This window comes from Corallococcus sp. CA054B (genome assembly GCF_003611625.1).
Classification (GTDB): Bacteria; Myxococcota; Myxococcia; order Myxococcales; family Myxococcaceae; genus Corallococcus; species Corallococcus coralloides.
Genome location: NZ_RAVY01000164.1, coordinates 1 through 21,809, shown reverse-complemented (window position 1 = coordinate 21,809; position 21,809 = coordinate 1). Strand labels below are relative to the sequence as shown.

General features: G+C 69.9%; 21 protein-coding genes and 2 pseudogenes. 20 read left to right on the top strand and 3 right to left on the bottom strand.

What is annotated here, in order from left to right; translation table 11 throughout:
• The 5 genes and pseudogenes from D7V80_RS41945 to D7V80_RS30645 all read left to right on the top strand — a co-directional run.
• Positions 1-661: pseudogene (locus D7V80_RS41945) on the top strand (serine/threonine protein kinase); the annotation flags it as partial.
• Between the two features lie 5 nt (positions 662-666).
• On the top strand, positions 667-1,326 hold the full coding sequence (locus D7V80_RS30660; RefSeq protein ID WP_120591513.1) for a response regulator transcription factor: 660 nt from the start codon (positions 667-669) through the stop codon (positions 1,324-1,326).
• A 27-nt stretch (positions 1,327-1,353) separates the two neighbouring features.
• Positions 1,354-2,694, top strand: coding sequence for a pitrilysin family protein (locus D7V80_RS30655; protein ID WP_120591509.1), 1,341 nt, complete (start codon positions 1,354-1,356; stop codon positions 2,692-2,694).
• A gap of 3 nt (positions 2,695-2,697) precedes the next feature.
• A complete protein-coding gene (locus D7V80_RS30650; RefSeq protein WP_120591508.1) occupies positions 2,698-4,203 on the top strand; it encodes a pitrilysin family protein in 1,506 nt (501 codons plus the stop codon).
• Positions 4,200-4,901: an RluA family pseudouridine synthase gene (locus D7V80_RS30645; protein WP_120591507.1), complete on the top strand. Its 702-nt coding sequence runs from the start codon at positions 4,200-4,202 to the stop codon at positions 4,899-4,901. The genes D7V80_RS30650 and D7V80_RS30645 overlap by 4 nt, the downstream gene beginning before the upstream one ends.
• Positions 4,902-4,910: 9 nt before the next feature.
• Here the strand turns inward: D7V80_RS30645 and D7V80_RS30640 are convergent, their stop codons facing one another.
• From D7V80_RS30640 to D7V80_RS30630, 3 genes are read right to left on the bottom strand one after another with little or no spacing between them, the layout of a single operon-like run.
• Positions 4,911-5,747, bottom strand: a complete 837-nt coding sequence (locus D7V80_RS30640) for a hypothetical protein (protein ID WP_120591506.1) — start codon at positions 5,745-5,747, stop codon at positions 4,911-4,913.
• Positions 5,747-7,159: a hypothetical protein gene (locus tag D7V80_RS41940; protein ID WP_158616730.1), complete on the bottom strand. Its 1,413-nt coding sequence runs from the start codon at positions 7,157-7,159 to the stop codon at positions 5,747-5,749. Before D7V80_RS41940 ends, D7V80_RS30640 begins: the two co-directional genes overlap by 1 nt.
• Positions 7,160-7,204: 45 nt before the next feature.
• A complete protein-coding gene (locus D7V80_RS30630) occupies positions 7,205-7,771 on the bottom strand; it encodes a hypothetical protein (RefSeq protein WP_120591505.1) in 567 nt (188 codons plus the stop codon).
• 234 nt (positions 7,772-8,005) lie between these two features.
• On the opposite strand from D7V80_RS30630, the gene D7V80_RS30625 reads away from it, so the two are divergent.
• The 15 genes and pseudogenes from D7V80_RS30625 to D7V80_RS30560 all read left to right on the top strand — a co-directional run.
• The gene (locus D7V80_RS30625) at positions 8,006-8,821 is read left to right on the top strand and encodes an ABC transporter permease (RefSeq protein ID WP_120591504.1); all 816 of its coding nucleotides are present in this window, start codon (positions 8,006-8,008) and stop codon (positions 8,819-8,821) included.
• Between the two features lie 35 nt (positions 8,822-8,856).
• Positions 8,857-9,594 carry an ABC transporter ATP-binding protein gene (locus D7V80_RS30620; protein ID WP_120591503.1) on the top strand — a complete coding sequence of 246 codons (738 nt, stop codon included), beginning with the start codon at positions 8,857-8,859 and terminating at the stop codon, positions 9,592-9,594.
• Positions 9,595-9,715: 121 nt separating this feature from the next.
• On the top strand, positions 9,716-11,245 hold the full coding sequence (locus tag D7V80_RS30615; RefSeq protein WP_120591502.1) for an MlaD family protein: 1,530 nt from the start codon (positions 9,716-9,718) through the stop codon (positions 11,243-11,245).
• A 127-nt stretch (positions 11,246-11,372) separates the two neighbouring features.
• Positions 11,373-12,302: a PfkB family carbohydrate kinase gene (locus D7V80_RS30610; RefSeq protein WP_120591501.1), complete on the top strand. Its 930-nt coding sequence runs from the start codon at positions 11,373-11,375 to the stop codon at positions 12,300-12,302.
• A 160-nt stretch (positions 12,303-12,462) separates the two neighbouring features.
• Positions 12,463-12,801 (top strand): TIGR02266 family protein, encoded by a 339-nt coding sequence (locus D7V80_RS30605; RefSeq protein WP_014397092.1) that lies wholly within the window; start codon positions 12,463-12,465, stop codon positions 12,799-12,801.
• Positions 12,802-12,808: 7 nt separating this feature from the next.
• The gene (locus D7V80_RS30600) at positions 12,809-13,540 is read left to right on the top strand and encodes a metallophosphoesterase (RefSeq protein ID WP_014397091.1); all 732 of its coding nucleotides are present in this window, start codon (positions 12,809-12,811) and stop codon (positions 13,538-13,540) included.
• Positions 13,541-13,642: 102 nt separating this feature from the next.
• Positions 13,643-14,317: a hypothetical protein gene (locus D7V80_RS30595; RefSeq protein ID WP_120591512.1), complete on the top strand. Its 675-nt coding sequence runs from the start codon at positions 13,643-13,645 to the stop codon at positions 14,315-14,317.
• A gap of 31 nt (positions 14,318-14,348) precedes the next feature.
• Positions 14,349-15,191 (top strand): archaetidylserine decarboxylase, encoded by an 843-nt coding sequence (gene asd / locus D7V80_RS30590; protein WP_120591500.1) that lies wholly within the window; start codon positions 14,349-14,351, stop codon positions 15,189-15,191.
• A 26-nt stretch (positions 15,192-15,217) separates the two neighbouring features.
• Positions 15,218-16,480: a histidine--tRNA ligase gene (hisS, locus tag D7V80_RS30585; RefSeq protein ID WP_233585839.1), complete on the top strand. Its 1,263-nt coding sequence runs from the start codon at positions 15,218-15,220 to the stop codon at positions 16,478-16,480.
• A 173-nt stretch (positions 16,481-16,653) separates the two neighbouring features.
• Positions 16,654-17,064: a S24/S26 family peptidase gene (locus D7V80_RS30580; protein WP_255417668.1), complete on the top strand. Its 411-nt coding sequence runs from the start codon at positions 16,654-16,656 to the stop codon at positions 17,062-17,064.
• Positions 17,061-17,375 (top strand): PqqD family protein, encoded by a 315-nt coding sequence (locus D7V80_RS30575; protein ID WP_014397086.1) that lies wholly within the window; start codon positions 17,061-17,063, stop codon positions 17,373-17,375. Before D7V80_RS30580 ends, D7V80_RS30575 begins: the two co-directional genes overlap by 4 nt.
• Positions 17,372-17,944, top strand: a complete 573-nt coding sequence (locus D7V80_RS30570; RefSeq protein ID WP_120591497.1) for a hypothetical protein — start codon at positions 17,372-17,374, stop codon at positions 17,942-17,944. The genes D7V80_RS30575 and D7V80_RS30570 overlap by 4 nt, the downstream gene beginning before the upstream one ends.
• 4 nt (positions 17,945-17,948) lie before the next feature.
• Positions 17,949-20,999, top strand: coding sequence for a PQQ-binding-like beta-propeller repeat protein (locus tag D7V80_RS30565; RefSeq protein ID WP_120591511.1), 3,051 nt, complete (start codon positions 17,949-17,951; stop codon positions 20,997-20,999).
• 12 nt (positions 21,000-21,011) lie between these two features.
• Positions 21,012-21,176, top strand: a complete 165-nt coding sequence (locus D7V80_RS41935; protein ID WP_158616729.1) for a hypothetical protein — start codon at positions 21,012-21,014, stop codon at positions 21,174-21,176.
• Positions 21,173-21,809: pseudogene (locus D7V80_RS30560) on the top strand (hypothetical protein); the annotation flags it as partial. The gene D7V80_RS41935 and the pseudogene D7V80_RS30560, both read left to right, overlap by 4 nt.

Here is a 21,809-nt window from a genome sequence, read left to right as displayed (position 1 = left end):
CCGCATGGCTCTGCCGAAGGCGGAAGGCCGCGTGCGCTCCGACATGGCCGTGCCCGCGCCGTCGGACCGGCACCTGCCGGTGCACCAGCGCTTCGACACGGTGGAGACGCCGCGCATGGACGCGGTGGACACCGCGACCCGCCGCAAGCGCCTGCTCTTCATCGCGGGCGGCATCGCGCTGGTGGGCCTGTTCATGTTCGCCGTCGCCGCGTGGCGGCTGGGCCTGGCGCCGGTGCAGGAACCGGAGCTGCCCCGCTACGACCCGAACGCGCCCTCGGCGAACGGCACCTCCGCGTCGCCCGCGAACCCGTCCGCGCTCAAGCCCATCACGCCTCCACCGCCCGCACCTCCACCCAACCCGGGTGCGCGGGACATCGAGGACGAGGAAGGAGAGGAGGAGACCGCCGAGCCCGGCGTTCCTCCCAAGAACCAGCGCGCGTTCCTCACGCTGCGCACGAACCTGCCGGCGAACGTCTTCATCGACGGAGCGAAGGTGCGCCGCGCGACGCCGCTGGTGAACTACCCGGTCCGAGTGGGCACTCGCGACATCCGCGTGGTGGCCATCTCCACCGGCGAGCAGAAGGACTTCCAGCTCCGCTTCTCGCGGGGCCAGCACCAGAAGCTGGAGGAACAGTTCCAGCCTCCCCCCACCAGGCGGTGAGTTCCGTGGAGCGCACTCGCATCTTCGTCGTCGAGGACCAGCCCCAGCTCCTGAAGAACCTGGTCAAGGTGCTGGGCACCTTTCCGGAGCTGGAGATCGTGGGCACCTCCCAGGATGGCGAGCAGGCGGTGGACGACATCGTCCGCGAGCGCCCGCAGCTCGTCCTGCTGGACCTGGAGCTCCCCAGCCTCAACGGCATCCAGGTGACCCAGAAGGTCAAGCGCCGCGCGCCCGAGGTGGAGATCCTCATTCTCACGTCCTTCGAGGACGAGCAGAAGGTCTATGAGGCCATCCAGGCGGGCGCGTCCGGCTACCTGGTGAAGCGGGTGGGGCCGGAGAAGATCCGCTCCGGCATCCAGGAGGTCATGGACGGGGGCACCGTGCTGGAGCCCATCATCGCCCGGCGCTTCTGGAACTACTTCCAGTCCATCCAAGCCAGGCCCGCCCAGAAGCCCGCCGAGCTGCCCTGGGGTCTGACGGCCGTGGAGCTGGACGTCCTTCGCTACGTGGCCAAGGGCCTGTCCAACGCGGAGGTGGGGCGGGTGATGACGCTGGAGCGGCGCACGGTGCGCACGCACCTGTCGCATATCTACCGGAAGATGGGCGTCAACTCCCATGTGGACGCGGTGGTGATGGCCCTGCGTCAAGGTGTCGTGGATCTCTAGCCGCGCCGTGGTTACGGTGTGGCACCTATGTCCAAGGCATCCCCGCGGTCCACCGCCGTGCGCGCGGTGGACCCCACGCTCGCCGCGCTCTTCGACGTTCACGAGGCAACGCTGCCCAACGGTCTCAAGGTCCGCCTGCTGGCGAACCATCAGGCCCCGGTGGTCAGCCTCTACACCTTCTTCCAGGTGGGCAGCCGCAATGAGCGGCCCGGCATCACCGGCATCAGCCACCTGTTCGAACACATGATGTTCAACGGGGCGAAGAAGTACGGCCCCAAGATGTTCGACAAGACGCTGGAGTCCAACGGCGGCCGCTCGAACGCGTACACGTCCAATGACATGACCGTGTACTACGACGACTTCAGCGCGGACGCGCTGGAGACGGTGCTCGACCTGGAGTCGGACCGGATGCGCTCCTTGCGCATCTCCGACCAGACCCTGGCCAGCGAGCGTCAGGTCGTGATGGAGGAGCGCCGCGTCCGCGTGGACAACGAAATCCCCGGCATGATGGACGAGGAGCTGGGCACGCTCGTCTACAAGGCGCACGCGTACCGCTGGCCCGTCATCGGGTGGATGGCGGACATCGAGAACATCACCCGCGAGGACTGCCAGGAGTACTTCCGCACGTACTACGCGCCCAACAACGCGGTGCTCTACATCGTCGGGGACATCGACCCGAAGAAGACGCTCGCGCTGGTGAAGCGCTACTACGGCAACATCCCGCGCGGCCCCTCGCCCGCGCCGGTGCTCAACGCGGAGCCGGAGCAGAAGGGCGAGCGCCGCGCCGTGGTGCGCCACCCCGCGCAGTCGCCGTCCGTGATGATCGGCTTCCGCGGCCCCGCCGCCAGCAACGAGGACACGCTGGTGCTGGACGTGGTCCAGTACATCCTCACCAAGGGCGAGGGCAGCCGGCTGGTGAAGTCGCTCGTGTATGACCAGAAGGCCGCCGTGTCGGTGATGCTCGACTGGAGCTGGCGCATCGACCCGGGGACCATCCTGTTCTACCTGGAGCTCAAGCCGGACTCGGATGCGGCGAAGGTGGAGGCCCTGCTGTACGCGGAGCTGGAGCGGCTCGCGCGCGAGGGCGTCACCGACAAGGAGCTGCAGAAGGCGAAGAACAACCTGCGCGCGGACCACCTGCGGGAGCTGTCCACCAACAGCGGTCGGGGGCACGCCCTGGGCCACTACGAGGCCCTGCTGGGCGACTGGCGCGAGGGCCTGTCCCTGCCGACCTTCTACGCGTCCGTCACGGCGGAGCAGGTGAAGGCCGTGGCCGCGAAGTACTTCGCCCCCGAGCGCCGCTCGGTGGTCACCCTCCATCCCGAAGCCGGCGCCGAAGAGGCCGGTGACGAAGCGGCGGAGGCGTAAACCATGGCCTCCCGAAAGATCGCCAAAGTGAAGAACACCGTCCGCAAGGCCGCCAAGGCCGTGCGCAAGCAGGCCACCGCCGCGCGCAAGAAGGTCGCGCAGGTGAAGAAGGCCGTCCCGGCCCGGGCCAAGAAGCTGAAGAAGCTGGTGAAGGCCGCGACGGAGCCGACGAAGTCCGCCGCCACCGGCGAGCTGAAGCTGCCCGCGCTGCATGAGAGCACCACGTCCACGGGCCTGAGGGTCATCGCAGCCGAGCGCGGGCCGCTGCCGCTCGTCTCCGTGCGGCTGGTGATGCGCGCGGGCGGCGTGTGGGATCCGCAGGGCAAGGACGGCCTGGCGGACTTCACCGCGCGCCTGCTGCGCCGGGGCACGAAGCACATGGACGCGGATGGCATCAGCGAGGCCATCGAGTTCGTGGGCGCCAGCCTCTACGCGGGCGTCAACGAGGACGTGCTGTCCGTCTACCTCACCACGCCGGCCGAGCACTTCTCCGCGATGCTGGACGTGCTGGGGCAGGTGATGCGCGAGCCCACGTTCCCGGAGAAGGAGGTCGTGGACGCGCGGGAGCGCGCGCTGGCGCAGTTCGCCAACGACCTGGATGATCCGTCCTCCATCGCGGACCGCGCCTTCACGCGCACCATCTGGGGTGACCATCCGTACGGGCGCGACCTGGGCGGCAACAAGCGCACCGTGTCCACCTTCACCCGCGACGACGTGGTCCGCTTCCACGCCGAGTGCATGGGGCCGCGCATCTCCCTGCTCACGGTGGTGGGCGCCATCGATCCGGCGACCGTGGCCGCGGAGGCCGAGCGCGCCTTCGCCGGCTGGACGGGCGGACCGGACGCGGACCCGATGCTGCCCCGCAAGCAAGAGCCGCTGGCGAAGGCCGGGACGGTGCTGCTGGTGGACAAGCCGGACCAGACGCAGTCCCAGGTGCGCCTGGGAGGCCCCGGCTTCTGGCTGGGCCACGAGGACTACTTCCCGGCCACGGCGATGAACATCGCGCTGGGTGGCGGCTTCACGTCGCGGCTGATGAACGAGATCCGCGTCAACCGGGGCCTCACCTACGGCGTCAGCTCCTACTTCGACACGATGAGCGCGGGCGGCATCTTCGCGCTGTCCACGTTCACGAAGACGGCGTCCACGCGGGAGATCATCGACGTGGCGCTGAAGGAGATCCACGGCGTGCGCGACGGTGGCCTCAAGCCCCGCGAATTGAAGGACGCGCAGAGCTACCTGGCCGGCCTGTATCCGCTGCGCACGGAGACCAACGAGTCCGTGGCCTCCGTCATCGGGGACATGCGCATGCACGGCCTGGGCGACGACTGGGTGGAGAAGTTCCGCGACCGGCTGCGCGCGGTCACGCCCAAGGACGTCGCCGCGGCGGCGAAGAAGTACGCCTTCGCGGACCGGCCCGTCATCGTGGTGCTGGGCAAGGCGTCGGAGGTGAAGCCGCTCCTGGAGGGGCTGGGCCCCATCACCGTCGTGCCGGCGTCGGACTACGAATGAGCGGCGGAGTTCCCCGCGTCCTCTTCGAGGGCGCGGGCGTGATGGTGGTGGACAAGCCGGCCGGGGTGCTCGTCATCCCCGGCCGCGAGGGCGGCCCGTCCCTGCGCGACACGCTGGAAGCCCAGCTGGGCCGCAAGGTCTTCGTGGTGCACCGGCTGGATCGCGACACGTCCGGCGCGCTGGTGTTCGCGCTGGACGCGGGCGTGCACCGCGCGCTGTCCCAGGCCTTCGAGACGGGCAAGGTGCGCAAGCGCTACCGCGCCCTGGTGGAGGGCCGGCTGGAGGCGCCCCAGCTGGTGGACGCGCCGCTCGTCGCCGGCCGCAAGGGGCGCATGCGGGTGGCGAAGCCGGAGGAGCCGGACGCGAAGCCGTCCCGCACGCGGGTGCGCCCGGTGGAGACCTTCGCCAGCGCGTCGCTGGTGGAGGCGGAGCCGCTGACGGGCCGCACGCATCAGATCCGCGTGCACCTGCTGTCCCTGGGGCATCCGCTGCTCGTGGACCACCAATACGGCCGCGAGGCTCCGCTCACGGAAGGCGACCTGGGAGGGCAGGGGAGTCAGGAGGTGCTCACCCGGACGCCGCTGCATGCCGCTCGCGTGGAGTGGCCCGCGCTGCCCGGGCTGCCAGCGCGCGGGGTGGATGCGCCGCTGCCCGCGGACATGCAGCGCACGTTGGAGTTGCTGCGCGCGGCGGGCTGAGGCGCGGCGCTACTTGTACGGCTCCAAGCGAATCATTTCGGACTCGCCGTTCGCGCCGAAGCTGTCCATCGCGGTGAGGCGCACGTTGCCCGCGGGCGCGTCCAGGACGATGTTCGCGTTGCACACGCCGACGTCGCAGGGGCCAATCTTGGTGGGCGTCACCGTGCCGCGCGACGCGCGCAGCTCCACCGAGCCCTGGAAGTGCCCGGCCCTCGGCCCCTGGGCGCGCACCGTGATGACGAAGGGCGTCCGGCTCACGCGCGTGCCTTCGATGGTGTCGAAGCTGAAGCCCGTGATGTCGCCCTCGCGCATCGGCACATCCGGCCCGGGGCCCGCGTCCACCTGCTGGCCGCCATCCGAGGTGTCGACCCCGCCGTCGAAGTCGCTTTGGATGGGGCCCGCGTCGGTGAGGATGAGGATGCCCCCGTCCTCGATGAGGGGCGGGTCGATGGCTTCCTGTCCCGGAGGGCGCAGGGTGAGGGCGCCTTCGGCCACCGCCTCGCGTCCGTCATCCAGTTGCAGGCGCACCGCGTGCGCGCCCGCGCCCAGCCCGCGGGGCACCGTCACGATGGCGACGCCCGCCGGGTCGAAGCTCGACACCGTTGCCTCCTGCTCATTCACCCAGATGCGGCCGGAACCCATGCGCGCATCCACCTGCTCCTTGCCGTAGTCCACGGCCACGCTGTAGCGCGCGTCGAACCGAACGGTGATGTCTTCGTCCTTCGCGTTCACCGGCAGCGTCGCGGGCTCCACGCCGACGATGGTGGGCGGAGGCAGCGCCTCCGGGCCGCCCGTGCAGGCCCACGCCAGCACCGCCATCCCCACCGTGGCCAGGCCCGCGCGCATCACGGGGTGAACCTCAGCCCCGCGGACACGGACACGCCGCCAAGCTCGGCGCGCAGCGACGGTGTCTCCACGGGCGCCAACGCCGCGCGCACCTCCGTGAGGAGGCTCCAGCGACCAAAGCCATACGCGCCCTGCGCGGCCAGGAATCCCATGGCGCGCACTCTGCGCTCATCCACGGCGTCGGGAAAGACGCCCCCCGACCCAATGCCTTGCGTCGATAGGTGATGGCTCAACGCCAGCAGGCCGCCGCCTGCACGGCCGTCCAGCTGGAAGGAACCCTGCTGGAAAAGGGTGATCCGCGCGGACAAGAGCAGGGGAATCCCCCACACGCGCGAGTGCACCTCCGTGCCTCCCTGCTGTCCGTCCAGGCTCGCGTGACGCAGGCCCACCTCTGCTTCCGCCGCCACGCGCTCGCGCCACACCGGCAGCGGCACGGACACGCCCAGGCCCAGCAGCGGCCCATCGTTGGCGCCGCTCGCGAACGCGGCGCCGCCCAGCAGGAACAGTGACGTCCGTCCCATCGTCGCGCGAGCGTCGGGAGCCATGGGCGACGGGGAAGGGGAGGCGGGCGTGATGAGCTGCACTGGCTGCTCCGCCTTGGCCGCCGCGGGCTTCACCGAGCCTTGAATCACCACCGCGTCCCTGGCGGGCGCATCACTCCAGCGCACGGTGACGGACACGTTCTTCGCGTTCGCGCGCGGCTGCACCGTGTAGAGCGCGCGCTTGGGAGCCACCGGCTTCACGGTGGCGCCCTCTGCGTTCACGGTCAGCTCCGAGGCGGCAATCCGCTCCTCGCCGCCCGCGATGATCAGCCAGCCACCGCCCTCCACTGGCAGCGGATCCGGCGTGAGCGCGGCGACGAGCGGACGCGCGGCCGGCACCTCCAGCGGCGCGCGGCGATCCGTGGTGAGCGTGCCCCGGGTCGCGAGCACGCGCGCCTCCGTCGCATCCGGCGGCACCTCCACGGGCACCTGTGCATTGCCGTGCCCGTCCGCCTTCACCGGGCCGAAGCGCTCGTCGCCCACCGCGACCACCACCTCCGCGCCCGGCGCCGTGGACACGTCCAGCGTGGTGCGTCCCAACAGGGGCAGCCGCACGGTGGTGACCTCTGGCGCGCGGCCGTCCTCCACCCAGAACGCGAGCACCGCCCACAGCGGATAGCGCACCGGCGGAGGCGTCCAGTGGAAGACGCGCTCGGTGCCGCCCTCCACCCGCGTCCGCTCCCAGGTGCCGGAAGAGGCCGCCGCGCGCACGGGGCCGGCGCCCTTGGGCACCCGCACCCGCACCTCCACGGTGACGTCCTCCCCGAGCACCACGCGCCCGGGCGTCGCCTCCACCTCCGGCGGTTCCGCCCGTGCGACGGCGGCCCCCAGCATCAGCAGGCAGACAGCGAGATGGAGCGGCGGACGCATACGGGAAACCCAGCGTCCCAGTTGACCGCCGCTCCGGCCTCCGGGTCAATCCCCGGAAGGCAGGGAAGTCTCAGCGGCGGCCTCCGCCTCCGGGGGCGGCTCGGCCTGGGGCTTGTCCGCGGGGCCGGTGTGCTTGTTCGTCGGCGGACTGAAGACGGGCTTGTCCGTCGGCGGCCCGCCCCGGCCGTGCACCAGCGTCTTGGTGTCCGTGCGGAAGGTGAGGTCCACCTTGTCGCCGCGCACCGCCGTCACCAGGCCCACGCCGAACGTCGGGTGGTGGATGACCTGATCCACCTTGTAGGTGTCCTTGGGGCTGTACTTGGGCGCGCTCGCGATGTCCTTGCCCGCCAACTGCTCGTCGAAGGAGATGATCACCTTCTCCGCGCGGGTGGTGCCGCCGGAGGACGCGGCGCGCGGGGCGCGGGTGGTGGCCGCCTTGGTGGGACGGTCCGTGACGCCCGCGGCGCCCCGGAACGCGTGGTCCCCGCCGCAGGTGTTGCAGCGGACGCGCACGATCTTCGGACCCACCATCGCGAGGATGGTGTGCGCCAGGTTCATCTTGCAGCGGGTGCACTGGGCATCCACCTCGCCGCCGACCTTCTGAGTAGCCATGCTGTCGTGTCGCTCTGGCCCGGCAACTCCCCACAGGGCGCGCCGGGCGTGGAAGTAAAGAGGGCCGCGCAACATAACGGCCGACCCCAGGCGGAGGAAGCCCCATCGCATCCCACCCGCGCGCCGCGTGGGAGCCCCCCGGGCAACCAGCCGATGGAGGTGGGGGTGGGATGGGCCCGCGCTCAGTTCCCTTGTGCCGCCGTCCGGAGCACGTAGAGTCGCCCGCCTGAACGCATGACCACCGAGACCCCCAGCAAACCCAACCGGTTCACCGGCGCCTTCATCCAGTCGGTGGAGGGCCTCGGCAAGGGCATCATCGACGTCATCAGCAGCATTGGCGGCGTGGTCTCCCTGGGCCTGGACGTCTTCCGCTGGAGCGTGCGCCGCCCATTCCGGCTGAACAACCTCTTCACCCAGCTGGACTTCGTGGGCGTGGGCTCCATCTTCATCGTGGGGCTCACCGGCACCTTCACCGGCATGGTGTTCGCCCTCCAGACGTCCACGGCCTTCGCCCTGTTCGACGCGGAGAGCCTGGTGGGCCCCACCGTCGCGCTGACGCTCACGCGTGAACTGGCCTCCGTGTTCGCCGCGCTGATGGTCACCATGCGCGCCGGCTCCGCCATGTGCACGGAGCTGGGCACCATGCGCGTCACCGAGCAGGTGGACGCGCTGGAGACCATGGCCGTCAACCCGGTGCAGTACCTGCTGGTGCCCCGGGTGCTCGCGGGCCTGTTCATGGTCCCCGCGCTCACCATGCTCTTCAACACCACGGGCATGACCGGCGCCTACGTGGTCGCCGTCTTCGGCCTGGGCATCTCCCCCGGCACGTTCCTGTCACGCACCCAGCAGTGGATGGCGCCATCGGACGTCTACGAGGGCCTGATCAAGGGCGCCATCTTCGGCCTCTCCGTGGCCCTCATCTGTTGTTACAAGGGCTTCAACGCGTCCGGCGGCGCCAAGGGCGTGGGCCAGGCCACCACGGAGGCCATGGTGTCGAGCGCGCTGGCCATCTTCATCCTCGACTTCATCGTCGGCATGTTGATGCACTGATGGGCCCCCCGACTCCGCCCGAGTCCGCGCGGGCCATGATCGACATCGTGGACCTGCACAAGACGTTCTCGGGCAACAAGGTCCTCACCGGCATCAACCTCACCGTGCCCGCGGGCAGCACCTGCGTCATCCTGGGGGGCTCCGGCTCCGGCAAGACCGTGTTGATGAAGCACATGATCGGCCTGCTCAAGCCGGACAGCGGCCAGGTCATCATCGACGGGCAGGACATCGTCCCCATGAGCGTGGAGGGCCTGCAGCAGGTGCGCCGCAGCTTCGGCATGGTGTTCCAGGCCGCCGCGCTCTTCGACTCCATGACGGTGTTCGAGAACGTCGCCTTCCCCCTGCGCCAGCACACGTCACTGCCGGAAGACGCCATCCGGGAGAAGGTACGCAAGCGCCTGGACCTCATGGGCCTCAAGCGCGAGGTGGAGGACCGCTTCCCCGCGGACCTGTCCGGAGGCATGCGCAAGCGCGTGGGCCTGGCGCGCGCCGTGGTGCTGGACCCCAAGGTCGTCCTCTATGACGAGCCCACCACCGGCCTGGATCCCATCACCACGGACTCCGTGGATGACATGATCCTCACCGCGCAGAAGGAGCTGGGCGTCACCAGCGTGGTCATCAGCCACGACATCGCGTCCGCCTTCAACGTGGCCAACCAGATCGCCTTCCTGTCCAAGGGCGTCATCGTGGAGCACGGCTCGCCGGAGAAGCTGCGGGAGTCCCAGCACCCGGCCGTCCAGGTCTTCCTCCAGACGTGGTTCGGCAAGAACTAAGAGACACCCGGGTAGGGAAACCGGTCCCCCAAGGATTCCAGCCCTTCATGAAAAGCTGGCACCCGGCATGCAAATCGTTAGAGTCGCGCGCGGCCGGTGGTAGCGCTCGGAGTCACATCAGGTGAAGAAGCTCGTCACGCCCTTCCGTGTTGGCCTGCTGGTCCTCGCCGCCGGTGGTTTCCTCATCACGTTCGTGTTGTTCGCCACGAAGGGCGGACTGAGCGATAGAGACTCCACCCAGGTGTGGGCCTATTTCCGGGATGCGTCCGGCCTGGCGGTCCGCGGCCGCGTGCAGATCGCCGGCATCCCCGTGGGGGAGATCAGCGACATCAGCCTGGAAGGCACCCGCGCGAAGGTCTGGCTGAAGATCCGCAAGGGCGTGGACCTGCGCCAGGACGCGGCGGTCACCAAGCGCTCGGAGTCGCTCCTGGGCGACTACCTGCTGGACCTGAACCCCGGCACGGAGCAGGCGCCGGAGCTGGAGAACGGCGGGCAGATCCGCCGCGTCATCGACACCCAGGGCGTGGAGGCCGTCTTCGAGTCCCTGTCGCAGATCACCTCCGACATCCAGCAGGTGACGGGCGCGCTGCGCGAGGTGCTGGGCGGCGAGAAGGGCGCGGGCAGCCTGGAGCGCATCGTGGAGAACCTGGTCCGCCTGTCGGACTCGGTGGACGCGACGGTGCGCCGCAACACGGACCGCCTGGACACCATCATGGCGAACGTGGAGGGCGTGTCCTCCGACGTGCGCGCCATCACCCAGGGCAACGGCGCGGAGGTGACGCGCATCGTCACCAACGTGGAGCGCATCACCCAGGACGTCCGCGAGGTGCTGGGCACCGTCAAGAACATCGTGGGCAGCGGGGAAGGGGAGTTCAAGGAGAGCGTCTCCAGCCTCAAGCAGACGCTGGGCCGGCTGGACAACACCCTGGCCAACCTGGAGGACATCACCCGCAAGGTGAAGGACGGCGAGGGCGCCGCGGGCGCGCTGCTCACCGACGAGCAGCTGGGCCAGCGCCTCAGCGAGGCCGTCACCGACGTGAGCGAGTTCGCCACCCGCCTCAGCACCCTGCAGACGGAGGTGGGCCTGTTCAGCAGCTACCTGGTGTCCCAGGGCGCGTCGAAGAACGGCCTGACGCTGAAGCTCATCCCCAAGCCGGACAAGTACTACCTGCTGGAGATCATCGACGACCCGCGCGGCTCCGTCAGCACGCAGGTGGTGCAGACGAACCCGCCGTCGGAAGGGGACCCGGTCATCCAGACGCAGAAGGTGACCAAGGAGTCCTTCAAGGTCAGCCTCCAGTTCGCCAAGCGCTACTACTTCACCACCCTGCGTGTGGGCCTCATTGAATCCACGGGCGGCGTGGGCGCGGACCTGCACCTCTTCGACGACGTGCTCACCCTGAAGATGGACGCGTTCAACTTCACGGCGGACGAGCTGCGCTACCCGCGCCTGCGTGCCATGCTGAAGGCCCAGGCGTTCGACCACCTGTACGTCATGGCGGGCATGGACGACATCCTCAACGCCCGGCAGCGCGACGCGGCCACCCGGCGCCTCATCGCCGGCCGCGACTTCTTCTTCGGCGCGGGCTTCTTCTTCACCGACGACGACCTGAAGGCGCTCATCACCACCACGGGCATCCCGACCTTCTAGACCGTTGTCCCCTTGACGTTGCCGGGAAGGTGTCGTACCCGGCACGGGCACGGGGTTTCCCCTGGAATGCGCCGTGCCCTGACGCGATGCCGTACCCGCGCCGGGTCACCCCCAGGAAGAAGCCCCCATGTCTCTGCTCGTCGTCGGTTCAATCGCGCTGGACTCGCTGGAAACGCCCTTCGGCAAGAAGGAGGACGTGCTGGGTGGTTCGGCCACCTACTTCTCCACGTCCGCGTCCTTCTTCGGCCCCGTGCAGCTGGTGGCGGTGATTGGCGAGGACTTCCCGGAGTCGCACCTGCAGTTCCTGCGCGGGCGCGGAATCGACCTGGAGGGGCTCACCCGTGAGTCCGGCCGCACGTTCCGCTGGAAGGGCAAGTACGGCTGGGAGCTCAACGAGGCGCAGACGCTGGACACCCAGCTCAACGTCTTCGAGTCCTTCTCGCCCAACCTGCCGGCCGCCTACCGCGAGACGCCCTACGTCTTCCTGGGCAACATCCACCCGGAGCTCCAGTCGCGCGTGCTGGACCAGGTGAAGGCGCCCAAGCTGGTGGCCGCGGACACGATGAACTTCTGGATCCAGGGCAGCCGCCCCGCGCTGCTCAAGACGCTCCAGCGCGTGAACCTGCTCTTCATCAACGACGCGGAGGCGCGCCAGCTGTCCGGCGAGCACAACGTGGTGAAGGCCGCCCGCGCCATCCTGTCCATGGGCCCGTCCCGCGTGGTCATCAAGCGCGGCGAGCACGGCGCGCTCCTCTTCGACCAGGACCACATCTTCGCTTGCCCGGCCTTCCCCCTGTCGGAGGTGTTCGACCCCACCGGCGCGGGTGACACCTTCGCCGGCGGCTTCATGGGCACCCTGGCCACCGCCGGCGCCGGCAAGGTGGATCAGCAGGTGCTGCGCAAGGCCATGGTCATGGGCAGCGTGATGGCCTCCTTCACCGTGGAGAAGTTCTCCCTGGAGCGCCTGCGCGAGGTGCAGCGCCCGGAGATCCACGCCCGCTTCGCCGAGTTCAAGAAGCTCACCCACTTCGACGACCTGGGCCCGCTCGGCGGGTAGGGGAGCGCGGCGAGGGAACGGATGGCCCGGTGTGGAACTTGACGGGCCGCACCCACCCTCCCTAGGCTCGGGCGGACGCAGTGGATGAATAAATCCGGTGCGGACGTCCTTTTTCAGCGCCGACGTGGACGGGAAGGTTCCACGTCGGGAGGTCCCCCGGTTGAGCGAAAATCGAAAGCACGCGCGGGTCGGCACCCTCCTGCGCTGCTGGTGCGAGGGTGAGAACGTGACCCTGTATGCACGCATCGCCAACCTGAGCGAGGGCGGCCTCTTCGTGAGGACGAGCACCCCGCTGGCGGCGGGGACGCGGACGCAGGTGCGGCTCACCCAGCAGGCGACGGACACGCAGTTGCAGGCGCAGGCCACGGTCGTCTGGTTGCGGCAGGAAGAGCAGCCCGCCGGCCGGCCCCCGGGCATGGGCCTGAGATTCGAAGCGTTGGACGCGGACGCGCTGACGAGTCTGCGGCGCATCATCTCCCAGCAGCAAACCCACCCCTAGGGTTCCCATGCGCATCGCCGTCATCTCCGACATCCACTCCAACATCGAGGCCCTCACGGAGGTGCTGAGGGTGGCGGAGCACCAGAAGGTGGACCGCTTCGTGTCGCTGGGGGACATCGTCGGTTATGGGGCGTCCCCCAACCCGTGCTGTGAGCTGGTGCGCTCGGTGGCGGAGATCACGCTGCTGGGCAACCACGACGCCGCGGTGGCGGGGCGGATGGACTACTCGTACTACTACGACGCCGCCCGGCACGCGCTCGACTGGAGCGCCAACGTCATCTCCGACGAGAACCTGGCCTGGCTCCGAAGCCTCCCGTACACGTACCGCATCGGCGAGGTGGGCTTCTGCCACGGGTCGCCCATCGACCCGAAGGCGTACGAGTACATCTTCGCGCTGGAGCAGGCGCGGGAGCTGACGCCGTACGTGGCGGAGCTGCCGGAAGTGACGTTCATCGGCCACAGCCACCTGTGCCGCGCGTTCGCCATTGGCAACGGCGAGGTGAACGACGTGGTGGCGCAGAAGTTCGTGCTGCGCAAGGGCTACAAGTACATCGTGTCCGTGGGGAGCGTGGGCCAGCCGCGCGACTACGACAACCGGGCCTGCTTCGTCATCTGCGACACGGACGCGCGCACGGTGGAGTACCTGCGCGTGGAGTACGACATCGAGACCTCCGCGCAGAAGATCTTCGACGCGGACCTGGCGCTCAACTTCGGCAAGCGGCTGTTCCTGGGCGTGTAGGTGCGCCTGCCGCACCCCGTGCGGAAAAGGGGCGCGGCCGGACGGAAGGTGGCATAAACCGGGGCTGTGCGCCCCCAGGTCTTCCGTCCGAAGCGGCCCATCATGGGCCTTGGCCTCGCAGCCTTCCTGTTCGTCGCCGGGTGCAGCCGTTCGCCCGCGCCGCCCTCGCCCGAGTTCGAGCAGGCCAGCCGCCGGTGGTCGGCGCTCTACGCCCAGAAGCTGGACGACGCGTACCTGGACCCCTCCATCGGGGAGATTGAGGCGCAGCTGCAGCGCGTGCCCGCGGACAGCGTGGACTCCGTCGCGTCCCAGGACCTGCTCCAGCGCATCCAGGCGGGCCGCACGCGCATGCAGGCGGCCCTCGAGGACCAGCGCCGCGCGGTGGCCAACGCCGGCAAGCTGCCCACCCTGGACCCTTCTTCAACGGACATCCCTCGCCCGCCCGAGCCCGTGGCGGAGGAGCCTGTGGACGCCGGGCCGGAGGACGCCGGGGTGATTGCCGGGCCCCAGATGGGCACCCCGGCCTCCCAGCTGGTGGCGGGCTTCGAGGGCTGCTTCACCCGCGGAACGCCCGTCACCGTGGAGGAGCGGGGGATGCGGGAAACCTGGCAGCTGAGCGACCGGGCGTCCTGCCAGCTGGGGTACCCCACCCACCGGGACTCCGTGCTGGTGATTGAAGACGGCCGTGTGTTGGCGCTGTTACCCAAGAGCGCCATGCGGACCGTGCGCCGTTATGAGGACGGCGGCACGGTGCCCGCGGACAGTGGCGGGCGTTGAACCTCTCTCTTTCAAGAGCTGACGACCTTCGATGAACGAACAGACCTTCATGAAGTTGATGCGCGTGCTCCCCAAGTCGGCGGTGTCCTCCGCGGTGGGGCTGGCCACGCGCCTGCCCGCGCCCGCGCCGGTGCACCACTGGGCCATGCGCACCTTCGCCAAGGCGTACAACGTGGACATGGAGGAGGCGGAGCACTCCTTCGAGAAGTACCCGACCTTCGCCCAGTTCTTCACCCGCGGCCTGAAGCCGGGCCTGCGCCCGGTGGACGCCGGTGAGAAGGTCGTCGTGTCCCCGGTGGACGGCCGGGTGTCCCAGGTGGGCTACGCGGACAACGGCCGCTGCCTGCAGGCCAAGGGCATCGAGTACACGGTGGACGAGCTGTTGGGTGACTCGCAGGCGGCGAAGCCCTTCCACGGCGGCGCCTGGACGACGGTGTACCTGTCTCCGCGCGACTACCACCGCATCCACTCGCCGCTGGGCGGCACCATCACCGGGTACGCGTACATCCCGGGTGAGTTCTGGCCGGTGAACCCCGCGTCGGTGAAGAACAAGCAGTCGCTGTTCTGCGTGAACGAGCGGCTGGTCACCTACCTGGACACCGTGGCCGGCAAGGTGGCGGTGGTGAAGGTGGGCGCCACCTGCGTGTCGCGCATCAAGGCGTCCTACGAGGACATCACCACGCACGTGGGCCAGCCCGGCAAGGTGCACAGCTACAGCGCGGGCATCCCGGTGGAGAAGGGCGGCGAGCTGGGCCGCTTCGAGATGGGCTCCACCGTCATCCTCTGCTTCGAGCCCGGCCGCGTGCGCTGGGATGACAGCATGCAGCCGGAAGCGGTGGTGCGCATGGGCACGCGTATCGGAGTCATCACGTGAGCCAGAAGATCAACGGCGTGAAGGGGATGAACGACCTTCTGCCGGGCGAGATTGAAATCTGGCAGTTCGTGGAGTCGACCGCGCGCACGCTGTTCGGCCGCTTCGGCTACGGCGAGGTGCGCACGCCGATGGTGGAGGACACGGCCCTCTTCGTGCGCAGCGTGGGCGAGGAGACGGACATCGTCGGCAAGGAGATGTACACCTTCGAGGACAAGGGCGGCCGCAGCCTGTCCCTGCGTCCGGAGGGCACCGCGCCCGCGGCGCGCGCGTACATCGAGCACTCGGTGAACAACCAGGAGCCGGTGTCGCGCTGGTTCTACATGGGGCCCATGTTCCGCTACGAGCGGATGAAGACGGGCCGCTACCGTCAGTTCTCCCAGATTGGCGCGGAGGCCTACGGCGCCAAGGAGCCCGCGCAGGACGCGGAGCTGATGGACGTGGTGGTGCAGTTCCTGGAGGCCCTGGGCCTCACGGACGTCACCCTGAACATCAACTCGCTGGGCGACGACAACTGCCGGCCCGCGTACCACGCCAAGCTGGTGGAGTACCTCAACGCGCACAAGGAAGAGCTGTGCGCGGACTGCCAGCAGCGGCTGGAGCGCAACCCGCTGCGCGTCCTGGACTGCAAGAACGAGAAGTGCCAGGCGGTGGCCGCGGCCGGGCCCAACGTGCTGGAGTTCCTCTGCGAGCCGTGCCACGCGCACTTCACGGACCTGCAGCGCAAGCTGGGCGTGCTGGGCATCCGCTACGTGGTGAACCACCGGTTGGTGCGCGGCCTGGACTACTACACGCGCACCGTCTTCGAGTTCATCGCCTCGCACCCCGCGCTGGGCACCGCCAGCACCGTGGGCGGCGGCGGGCGCTACGACAAGATGATGAAGGGCCTGGGCGGGCCGGACGTGCCCGCGGTGGGCTACGCCATGGGCCTGGACCGGCTGGTGCTGCTCTTGAAGGAGAGCGGCAAGACGTTCGCCCAGCGGCCGGACCTGTTCATCGCCGTGGCGGACGAGGGCTCGCAGGACGAGGGCCTGAAGCTCGCCAGCCGCCTGCGCCGCGAAGGCCTCAAGGTGGACTTCGACACGCGCGGCGGCAGCCTCAAGAGCCAGATGAAGCGCGCGGACAAGTCCGGCGCCCGCTTCACGCTGGTGCTGGGCGAGCAGGAGCGCACCAGCGGCCAGGCGAAGCTCAAGCCGATGGCGGGTGGTGAGCCCGTCCCCGTGGCGCTCGACAGCGTCGCCGCCACCGTGCGCGCGCAGCCGGAAGCTCCGGCCCCGGCCCCCGCGGGCTGATCCCACTTCCCCCTCCGGCATGACGCGCCCGGCCGGAGGGGAGGGGGGCGGCCTGTCTTCCCAGAAAACCCGGGAGTAAAGGTGTTAAGCATCGTAAGTCCTGGGAATCGCTGGGGGATTGAGGCCTCGGAGATTCGCGGACATTGAGAGGGTGGAGTAGAATTCCCTCCGCGATGCCGAGCGCTCCCCAGCCTGTTTCCGTGATCGATGGCCCTCGTTGGATCCCTGTCGCCGGGGACAGCATGTGGCCGTCGTTGCGTGCGGGTGACGTGGCGGAAGTGGAGCCGCTGGTGGAGGCGCCGCGCCCGGGTGAGGTGGTGCTGGCGCGCTTCGAGTCCTCGCTGGTGCTGCACCGGGTGCGGTGGTGTGACGGCAGCGTCTGTGCGCTTCGCGGGGACAATGGCGGCATGGAAGATCCGCCGCTGCCTCTCGTCCGTATCCTGGGACGTGCGCGGCGCGTGCGCCGGGGCGGCGCGCTGCTGGAGATGGACTGTTGGGACGTGGGACCGCGGCGGCTGGGCCGCTGGCGCGCGACGCTGAAGCGCCAGGTGGCCGCGTGGCTGGGAAGGACGGGCCGCGCATGAGCTTTCAGGAAGGCAGCGTTCCCCGGCGGCGTGCGGGGACCTCGGGGGAGGGCTTTGGCGCGGACTTCCTGGTGCTGGACGCGGAGGGGCGCACGCTGCGCGGGCTCAACCCGACGGCGGCGCGCATCTGGGCGCTGTGCGATGGACAGCGCACGGCCCGGGCGGTGGCGGAGCAGGTGGCTTCCGAGTTTTCGACCGACGTCGGTCCGGTGCTGACCGACACGCTGCGCTTCCTGGAGGAGCTTCAGCGGCGAGGTCTGTTGGACGAAGTGCGCGCGCCGGCCGGTGCCGCGCCTCTGGAGGAAACATGATGCGGGCGCTCGTGACCGTGCTGGCGGGTGCGATGGTGCTGTCGGCGTGCTCGGAAGGGGTGTCCCCCCTGCCGCCGCCGTCGGCCGTGAAGCCGGGGCAGGGCAGCGGCTCCGTCACCCCCGTCGATTCGGCCGACGTGCTGGCCGGTGGCGGGAGCGTGGCCCGGCCGCCGCCTCCGGCCCCCGCGGGCGAGGAGCCGCCACCGGAAGAGCCGCCACCGGAAGAACCGCCGCCGGCGCCGCCCCCGACCGGGAGCGCGGAGGTGGTGGGCGTGGGCTCCGAGCCCACGGCCCTGTCCGAGGTGCAGCAGGTGGACGTGGACTTCGTGGTGAGCGGCGTGCGGAACAAGGGCCTGGTGGACGTGGAGTTCATCGCGCCGGGCGGGCGTCCGTACGAGAAGCGGAGCTCAACGGTGGAGGCTCCGCCGGAGGAGACGCGCACGCTGCGCTATTCGCTGCCGGTCGCGGGCACGCAGGTGTCCATGACGCGCATGACGGGCACCTGGCAGGTGCGCTTCTTCCTGGATGGGGCGCAGCTGGCCGCCACGTCCTTCACCCTGGAGCCGTGACGTGATGCACGCCATGAACGTCCGCATCCTCGCGCTCGTCGCCGTGCTGCTGCCCGCGGTGGGCTTCTCCCAGACGTCCTGGACCGTGCGCCCCATCCCCACCGCCGGCGAGACGGTCGCGCGGGTGGTGGTGGGTGAGGCGTCCGAGCTCGTCGTGGAGGTGACCAACACGTCGACGTCCACGAACGACGCGCGCCTGTCGGAGGTGTCGTTCGTCCTCCCGACCGGCTACCAGCTCCTGGGTGGCCTGCCGGCGGAGGAGAACCCGAACTGGAAGATCGAGTACATCGACTCCAACCAGCGGCGCATCACCTTCCAGTCCACGCTGGGCTGCATCGATGAAGGACGCGGCCTGGCGCGGACCCAGTCCGCGCGCTTCGTGCTGAGCGTGGTGGCCCCAGCGGCCGCCAGCGACGCCGTCAACGAGCGCTTCGTGACGGGCACGTATGGCCGCGACCAGTGCGATGGCACGAGCTACGGCATCACCCTCAACAGCACGACCCCGTGGACGCGCGGCATCCTGGCCTCGAACGTGACGCTGTCGCCCCGGATGCTGGCGGTCAATGGCACGACGGTGGCGCGCGTCGTGGTGGAGAACCGGGGGACGGGAGCGGCCACGGTGGTCCTGGACAACCCCGCCTCCACGAGCAGCGTGCCGCTCACCACCGTGAGCAAGAACCCCGCTGGCAACCTGTCCGTCGCGGTGCGCTCCGCGGGCATCTTCGTGGCCAACCTGCGGCCCACCGCCGCTGGCGCCGTGGCCGCGCGCGTGCGGGCGCGCACGAGCAACAATGTCTCCAACGCGCCGCTGGTGGACTCGCCCATGGCGGACGTGGGCAACCTGGTCGCGGCGGCGGACATGGACATCGTGGACGCGTTCGCGGGTGATCAGGTGACGCTGCGCCTGACGGTGCTCAACACCTCCACCACGAACACGTACACCCAGGTGCGCCCGCGCCCGCCGGTGCTCCTGGGGAGCGCGACGGCGTCGCTCGTGTCCGGGCCGTCGCCGGAGAGCGTGGCGCAGCTGGCGCCGGGGGCCTCCGCGCAGTTCACGTGGCGCTACCAGGTGTCGGGCACGCCCGGCGCCCGCTACCAGTTCCAGGCGCAGGTGGACGGGACGCTCAACGGTTCAGCCGTGGCGGGGGATGCCGTCACCGCGCGCAAGGGCCGCATCGTGGAGCACCGCGTGCGGCTGAGCCAGGAGACGATGTCCACCGCGGCCACGGGCGTGACGGTGGCGTACACGGTGCAGAACCGGGGCACGCTGCCCATCTACGAGGTGAAGCTGTTCAGGCCCGCGGTGAACTACTTCGCGGTGGCTGCGTCGGGCCCGCAGGCCTTCGGCGACTGGAACGTCTCCACGGACACGGCCGGCTTCCTCTGGGAGTCGGAGACCGGCATCCCGGTGGGCGGCGAGGCCGCCTTCCGCATCACCTATTCGGGCTTCACCGCCGTCACCGCGGACACGGCCTTCCGCCACCGGCTGGAGCTGAACCAGGGCTGGAACGATCCGCGCATCTACGTGGAGGCGACGATGACGCTGCTCTCGGTCGCCGCGTCCCCGGACGTGGGGCGGCTCACGGGCGTGGCCCGCGACGGCAGCGTGACGCTCACCTGGGACAACCCCTTCAACCACGGTGGCACCCTGGTGCTGCGCGCGGAAGGGACGAGCCCGCCCAACACCGCGCCGACCAGCGGCATGCGCTACGCGGTGGGAGACGTGCTGGGCAACGCGACGGTGGCCTACGTGGACGAGTTCAGCTCCGCGTCGTCCATGACGGACACGGCGGTGACGAACGGCACGACGTACACCTACCGCGTGTTCAACGCGGATGATCAGCTGCGGTACGGGCCGGGCAACCAGCCCACCTCGCAGGGGCTGCTGGTCACTCCCCGGGCTCGCGTGGCGGGCAACCCGCTGTGGTGCTACTCGGTGGGGTTGGACGCGACGCTGCAGCCCGTGACGGAGCTGGGCGTGGGCATCTTCAGCTCCTTCAACGACTCGGTGGTGGCCACGCGCACGAACACCACGAACCCGTCCGAGGACGGCGCGGAGCGCTTCCGGCCGGTGAAGATGGCGGGGAAGATCGCCACGCGCTTCCCGGTGGTGCCGCTGCTGGGCCGGCCCGGGCAGCAGTGGATCGTCGTGGGGGATCAGACCGGCATGCCGGCGGTGCTCAACGCGGCCACGGGCGAGTTCCTGTGGCGGAACACCACGCTGGGCCTGGGGAACATCAGCTCGTTCCCGGTGACGCAGCTGCTCGACTACGCGAACCCGGAGTACCGGACGACGTACTCGAACGTGGACCTGGCCATCTTCGCCACGCGCAACACGTCCGCGCAGAACCAGGTGGTCGCGCTCAACGCGGCCACGGGCGCGCTCATCTGGCGCTACCGGCCCGGGGACCTGGGCGTGGTGAGCGGCGGCATGATGGTGGACTACACGACGAACCGGCTCTACGTGCCGACCCTGTCGGGCACGAGCGCGGCCACGCTGCGCGTGCTCAACAGCCTCACGGGCGCGGAGGTGGCGCGGCTCGAGCTGGGCGACCTGGAGTTCAGCGTGGTCCGCAATGCCACGACCAACCAGATCCTGGTCACCGCCAACGACGGCCGGGTGTACGGCGTGAATCCGGCCACGTACGAGGTCGCGTGGACCGTCCAGGTCGAGGGCTCCACGCCGCGGACGTTCACCCACTTCGTGCGGCCCCAGGGCCGGGGCTTCGTGGTGAGCCGGACGAATGACACGGTGGAGCACTACTCAATCGATGCGGCGAACACGACCAACGTCCCGGCGAGGATGTGGACGACGCCCATCGCGAACCCGTCCGGCCTCTTCACCCTCAACGTGAACGGCGTGCCGCGCGTCTACGTCGGCAGCTCGGACGGCAAGGTGCACCAGCTGGAGCTGGAGAATGATGGGACGGACACCGGGCAGGTGACCGTGGGGCCGGCGCAGCTCATCGGCGTGCCGACCATCGATCACACCGTGGGCCGGTTGCATGTCGGTACCGCGGATGGTCGAATCTGTGCCTTTCCGGTGCCCTTCTAGGTGGGCCATCACGTGAGCCAACGCCCTTCACAGCCGCCCGCGGGGCCCGCCGTGCCAAAGCCGCCGGCCGCGTCCGCCGTGTACGTGCCTCCCGCCATCCTGTGGGAGCAGCCCTTCGTCGCGCTGGCGCAGCTGTCCATGTGCACCATCCCCGGCGAAGGGGAGTGCGTGCCGTGAACGGCGGGGACCCCCTGCCGGGTCCCCGTGACGGCGCGCTCCGGATCACCCTGGCCGGGTGGACTGTGGCGCTCGACGTGGAAGATGAAGCGCTCGCCGGTCCGCTCCGGCGCGTGTTCGGCGCGTTCCTCGCTCCGGAGGCCGTGGCGCCCGATGCCCGGCTGGTGATGCGGAACCCTCCCGGTCCCCTTGCTCCACCTGAGATGCAGGAGCTGCCCCGGCTTACGCCCGGTGACTCCGGGACGCTGAGCGTGGAGGGCGCCGGGTACTCCGCGGCGCTCTCTTCGGATCGGTGCCACGCGGACGTCATCGGGTCCGGGCGGTACCCGGTGGAGAACGTGATCAAGGTGATGCTCGCGGCCGCGCTGGCGAAGCGTGGCGGGCTGCTCATCCACGGCGTGGGGCTGGTGCACGAGGGCCGCGCCGCGCTCTTCGTGGGGCACTCCGGCGCGGGCAAGAGCACCCTGGGCGGGCTGTGGCGCGAGGCGGGCGGGACCGTGCTCGCGGATGAGTTGGTGGCGGTGTGGCCCGTGGAGGGGGGGGATGGCGCGCGGCGGGAACGCCCTGGAACGTGCCGGTCCGGACCGCCGAGGCCGCGCTCGTCGCGGTGGGCACGCTGGGTTGGGACGCGGC

Bases quoted from the DNA above. Each gene is read 5' to 3' on its own strand.
- D7V80_RS30575 (WP_014397086.1), top strand. From the start codon at position 17,061: ATGAGCTTTCAGGAAGGCAGCGTTCCCCGGCGGCGTGCGGGGACCTCG.
- D7V80_RS30650 (WP_120591508.1), top strand. From the start codon at position 2,698: ATGGCCTCCCGAAAGATCGCCAAAGTGAAGAACACCGTCCGCAAGGCC.
- D7V80_RS30570 (WP_120591497.1), top strand. From the start codon at position 17,372: ATGATGCGGGCGCTCGTGACCGTGCTGGCGGGTGCGATGGTGCTGTCG.
- D7V80_RS30580 (WP_255417668.1), top strand. From the start codon at position 16,654: ATGCCGAGCGCTCCCCAGCCTGTTTCCGTGATCGATGGCCCTCGTTGG.
- hisS (WP_233585839.1), top strand. From the start codon at position 15,218: ATGAACGACCTTCTGCCGGGCGAGATTGAAATCTGGCAGTTCGTGGAG.
- D7V80_RS30595 (WP_120591512.1), top strand. From the start codon at position 13,643: ATGGGCCTTGGCCTCGCAGCCTTCCTGTTCGTCGCCGGGTGCAGCCGT.
- D7V80_RS30630 (WP_120591505.1), bottom strand. From the start codon at position 7,771: ATGGCTACTCAGAAGGTCGGCGGCGAGGTGGATGCCCAGTGCACCCGC.
- D7V80_RS41940 (WP_158616730.1), bottom strand. From the start codon at position 7,159: ATGCGTCCGCCGCTCCATCTCGCTGTCTGCCTGCTGATGCTGGGGGCC.
- D7V80_RS30645 (WP_120591507.1), top strand. From the start codon at position 4,200: ATGAGCGGCGGAGTTCCCCGCGTCCTCTTCGAGGGCGCGGGCGTGATG.
- D7V80_RS30610 (WP_120591501.1), top strand. From the start codon at position 11,373: ATGTCTCTGCTCGTCGTCGGTTCAATCGCGCTGGACTCGCTGGAAACG.
- D7V80_RS30625 (WP_120591504.1), top strand. From the start codon at position 8,006: ATGACCACCGAGACCCCCAGCAAACCCAACCGGTTCACCGGCGCCTTC.
- D7V80_RS30600 (WP_014397091.1), top strand. From the start codon at position 12,809: ATGCGCATCGCCGTCATCTCCGACATCCACTCCAACATCGAGGCCCTC.
- asd (WP_120591500.1), top strand. From the start codon at position 14,349: ATGAACGAACAGACCTTCATGAAGTTGATGCGCGTGCTCCCCAAGTCG.
- D7V80_RS30565 (WP_120591511.1), top strand. From the start codon at position 17,949: ATGCACGCCATGAACGTCCGCATCCTCGCGCTCGTCGCCGTGCTGCTG.
- D7V80_RS30640 (WP_120591506.1), bottom strand. From the start codon at position 5,747: ATGCGCGCGGGCCTGGCCACGGTGGGGATGGCGGTGCTGGCGTGGGCC.
- D7V80_RS30620 (WP_120591503.1), top strand. From the start codon at position 8,857: ATGATCGACATCGTGGACCTGCACAAGACGTTCTCGGGCAACAAGGTC.
- D7V80_RS30655 (WP_120591509.1), top strand. From the start codon at position 1,354: ATGTCCAAGGCATCCCCGCGGTCCACCGCCGTGCGCGCGGTGGACCCC.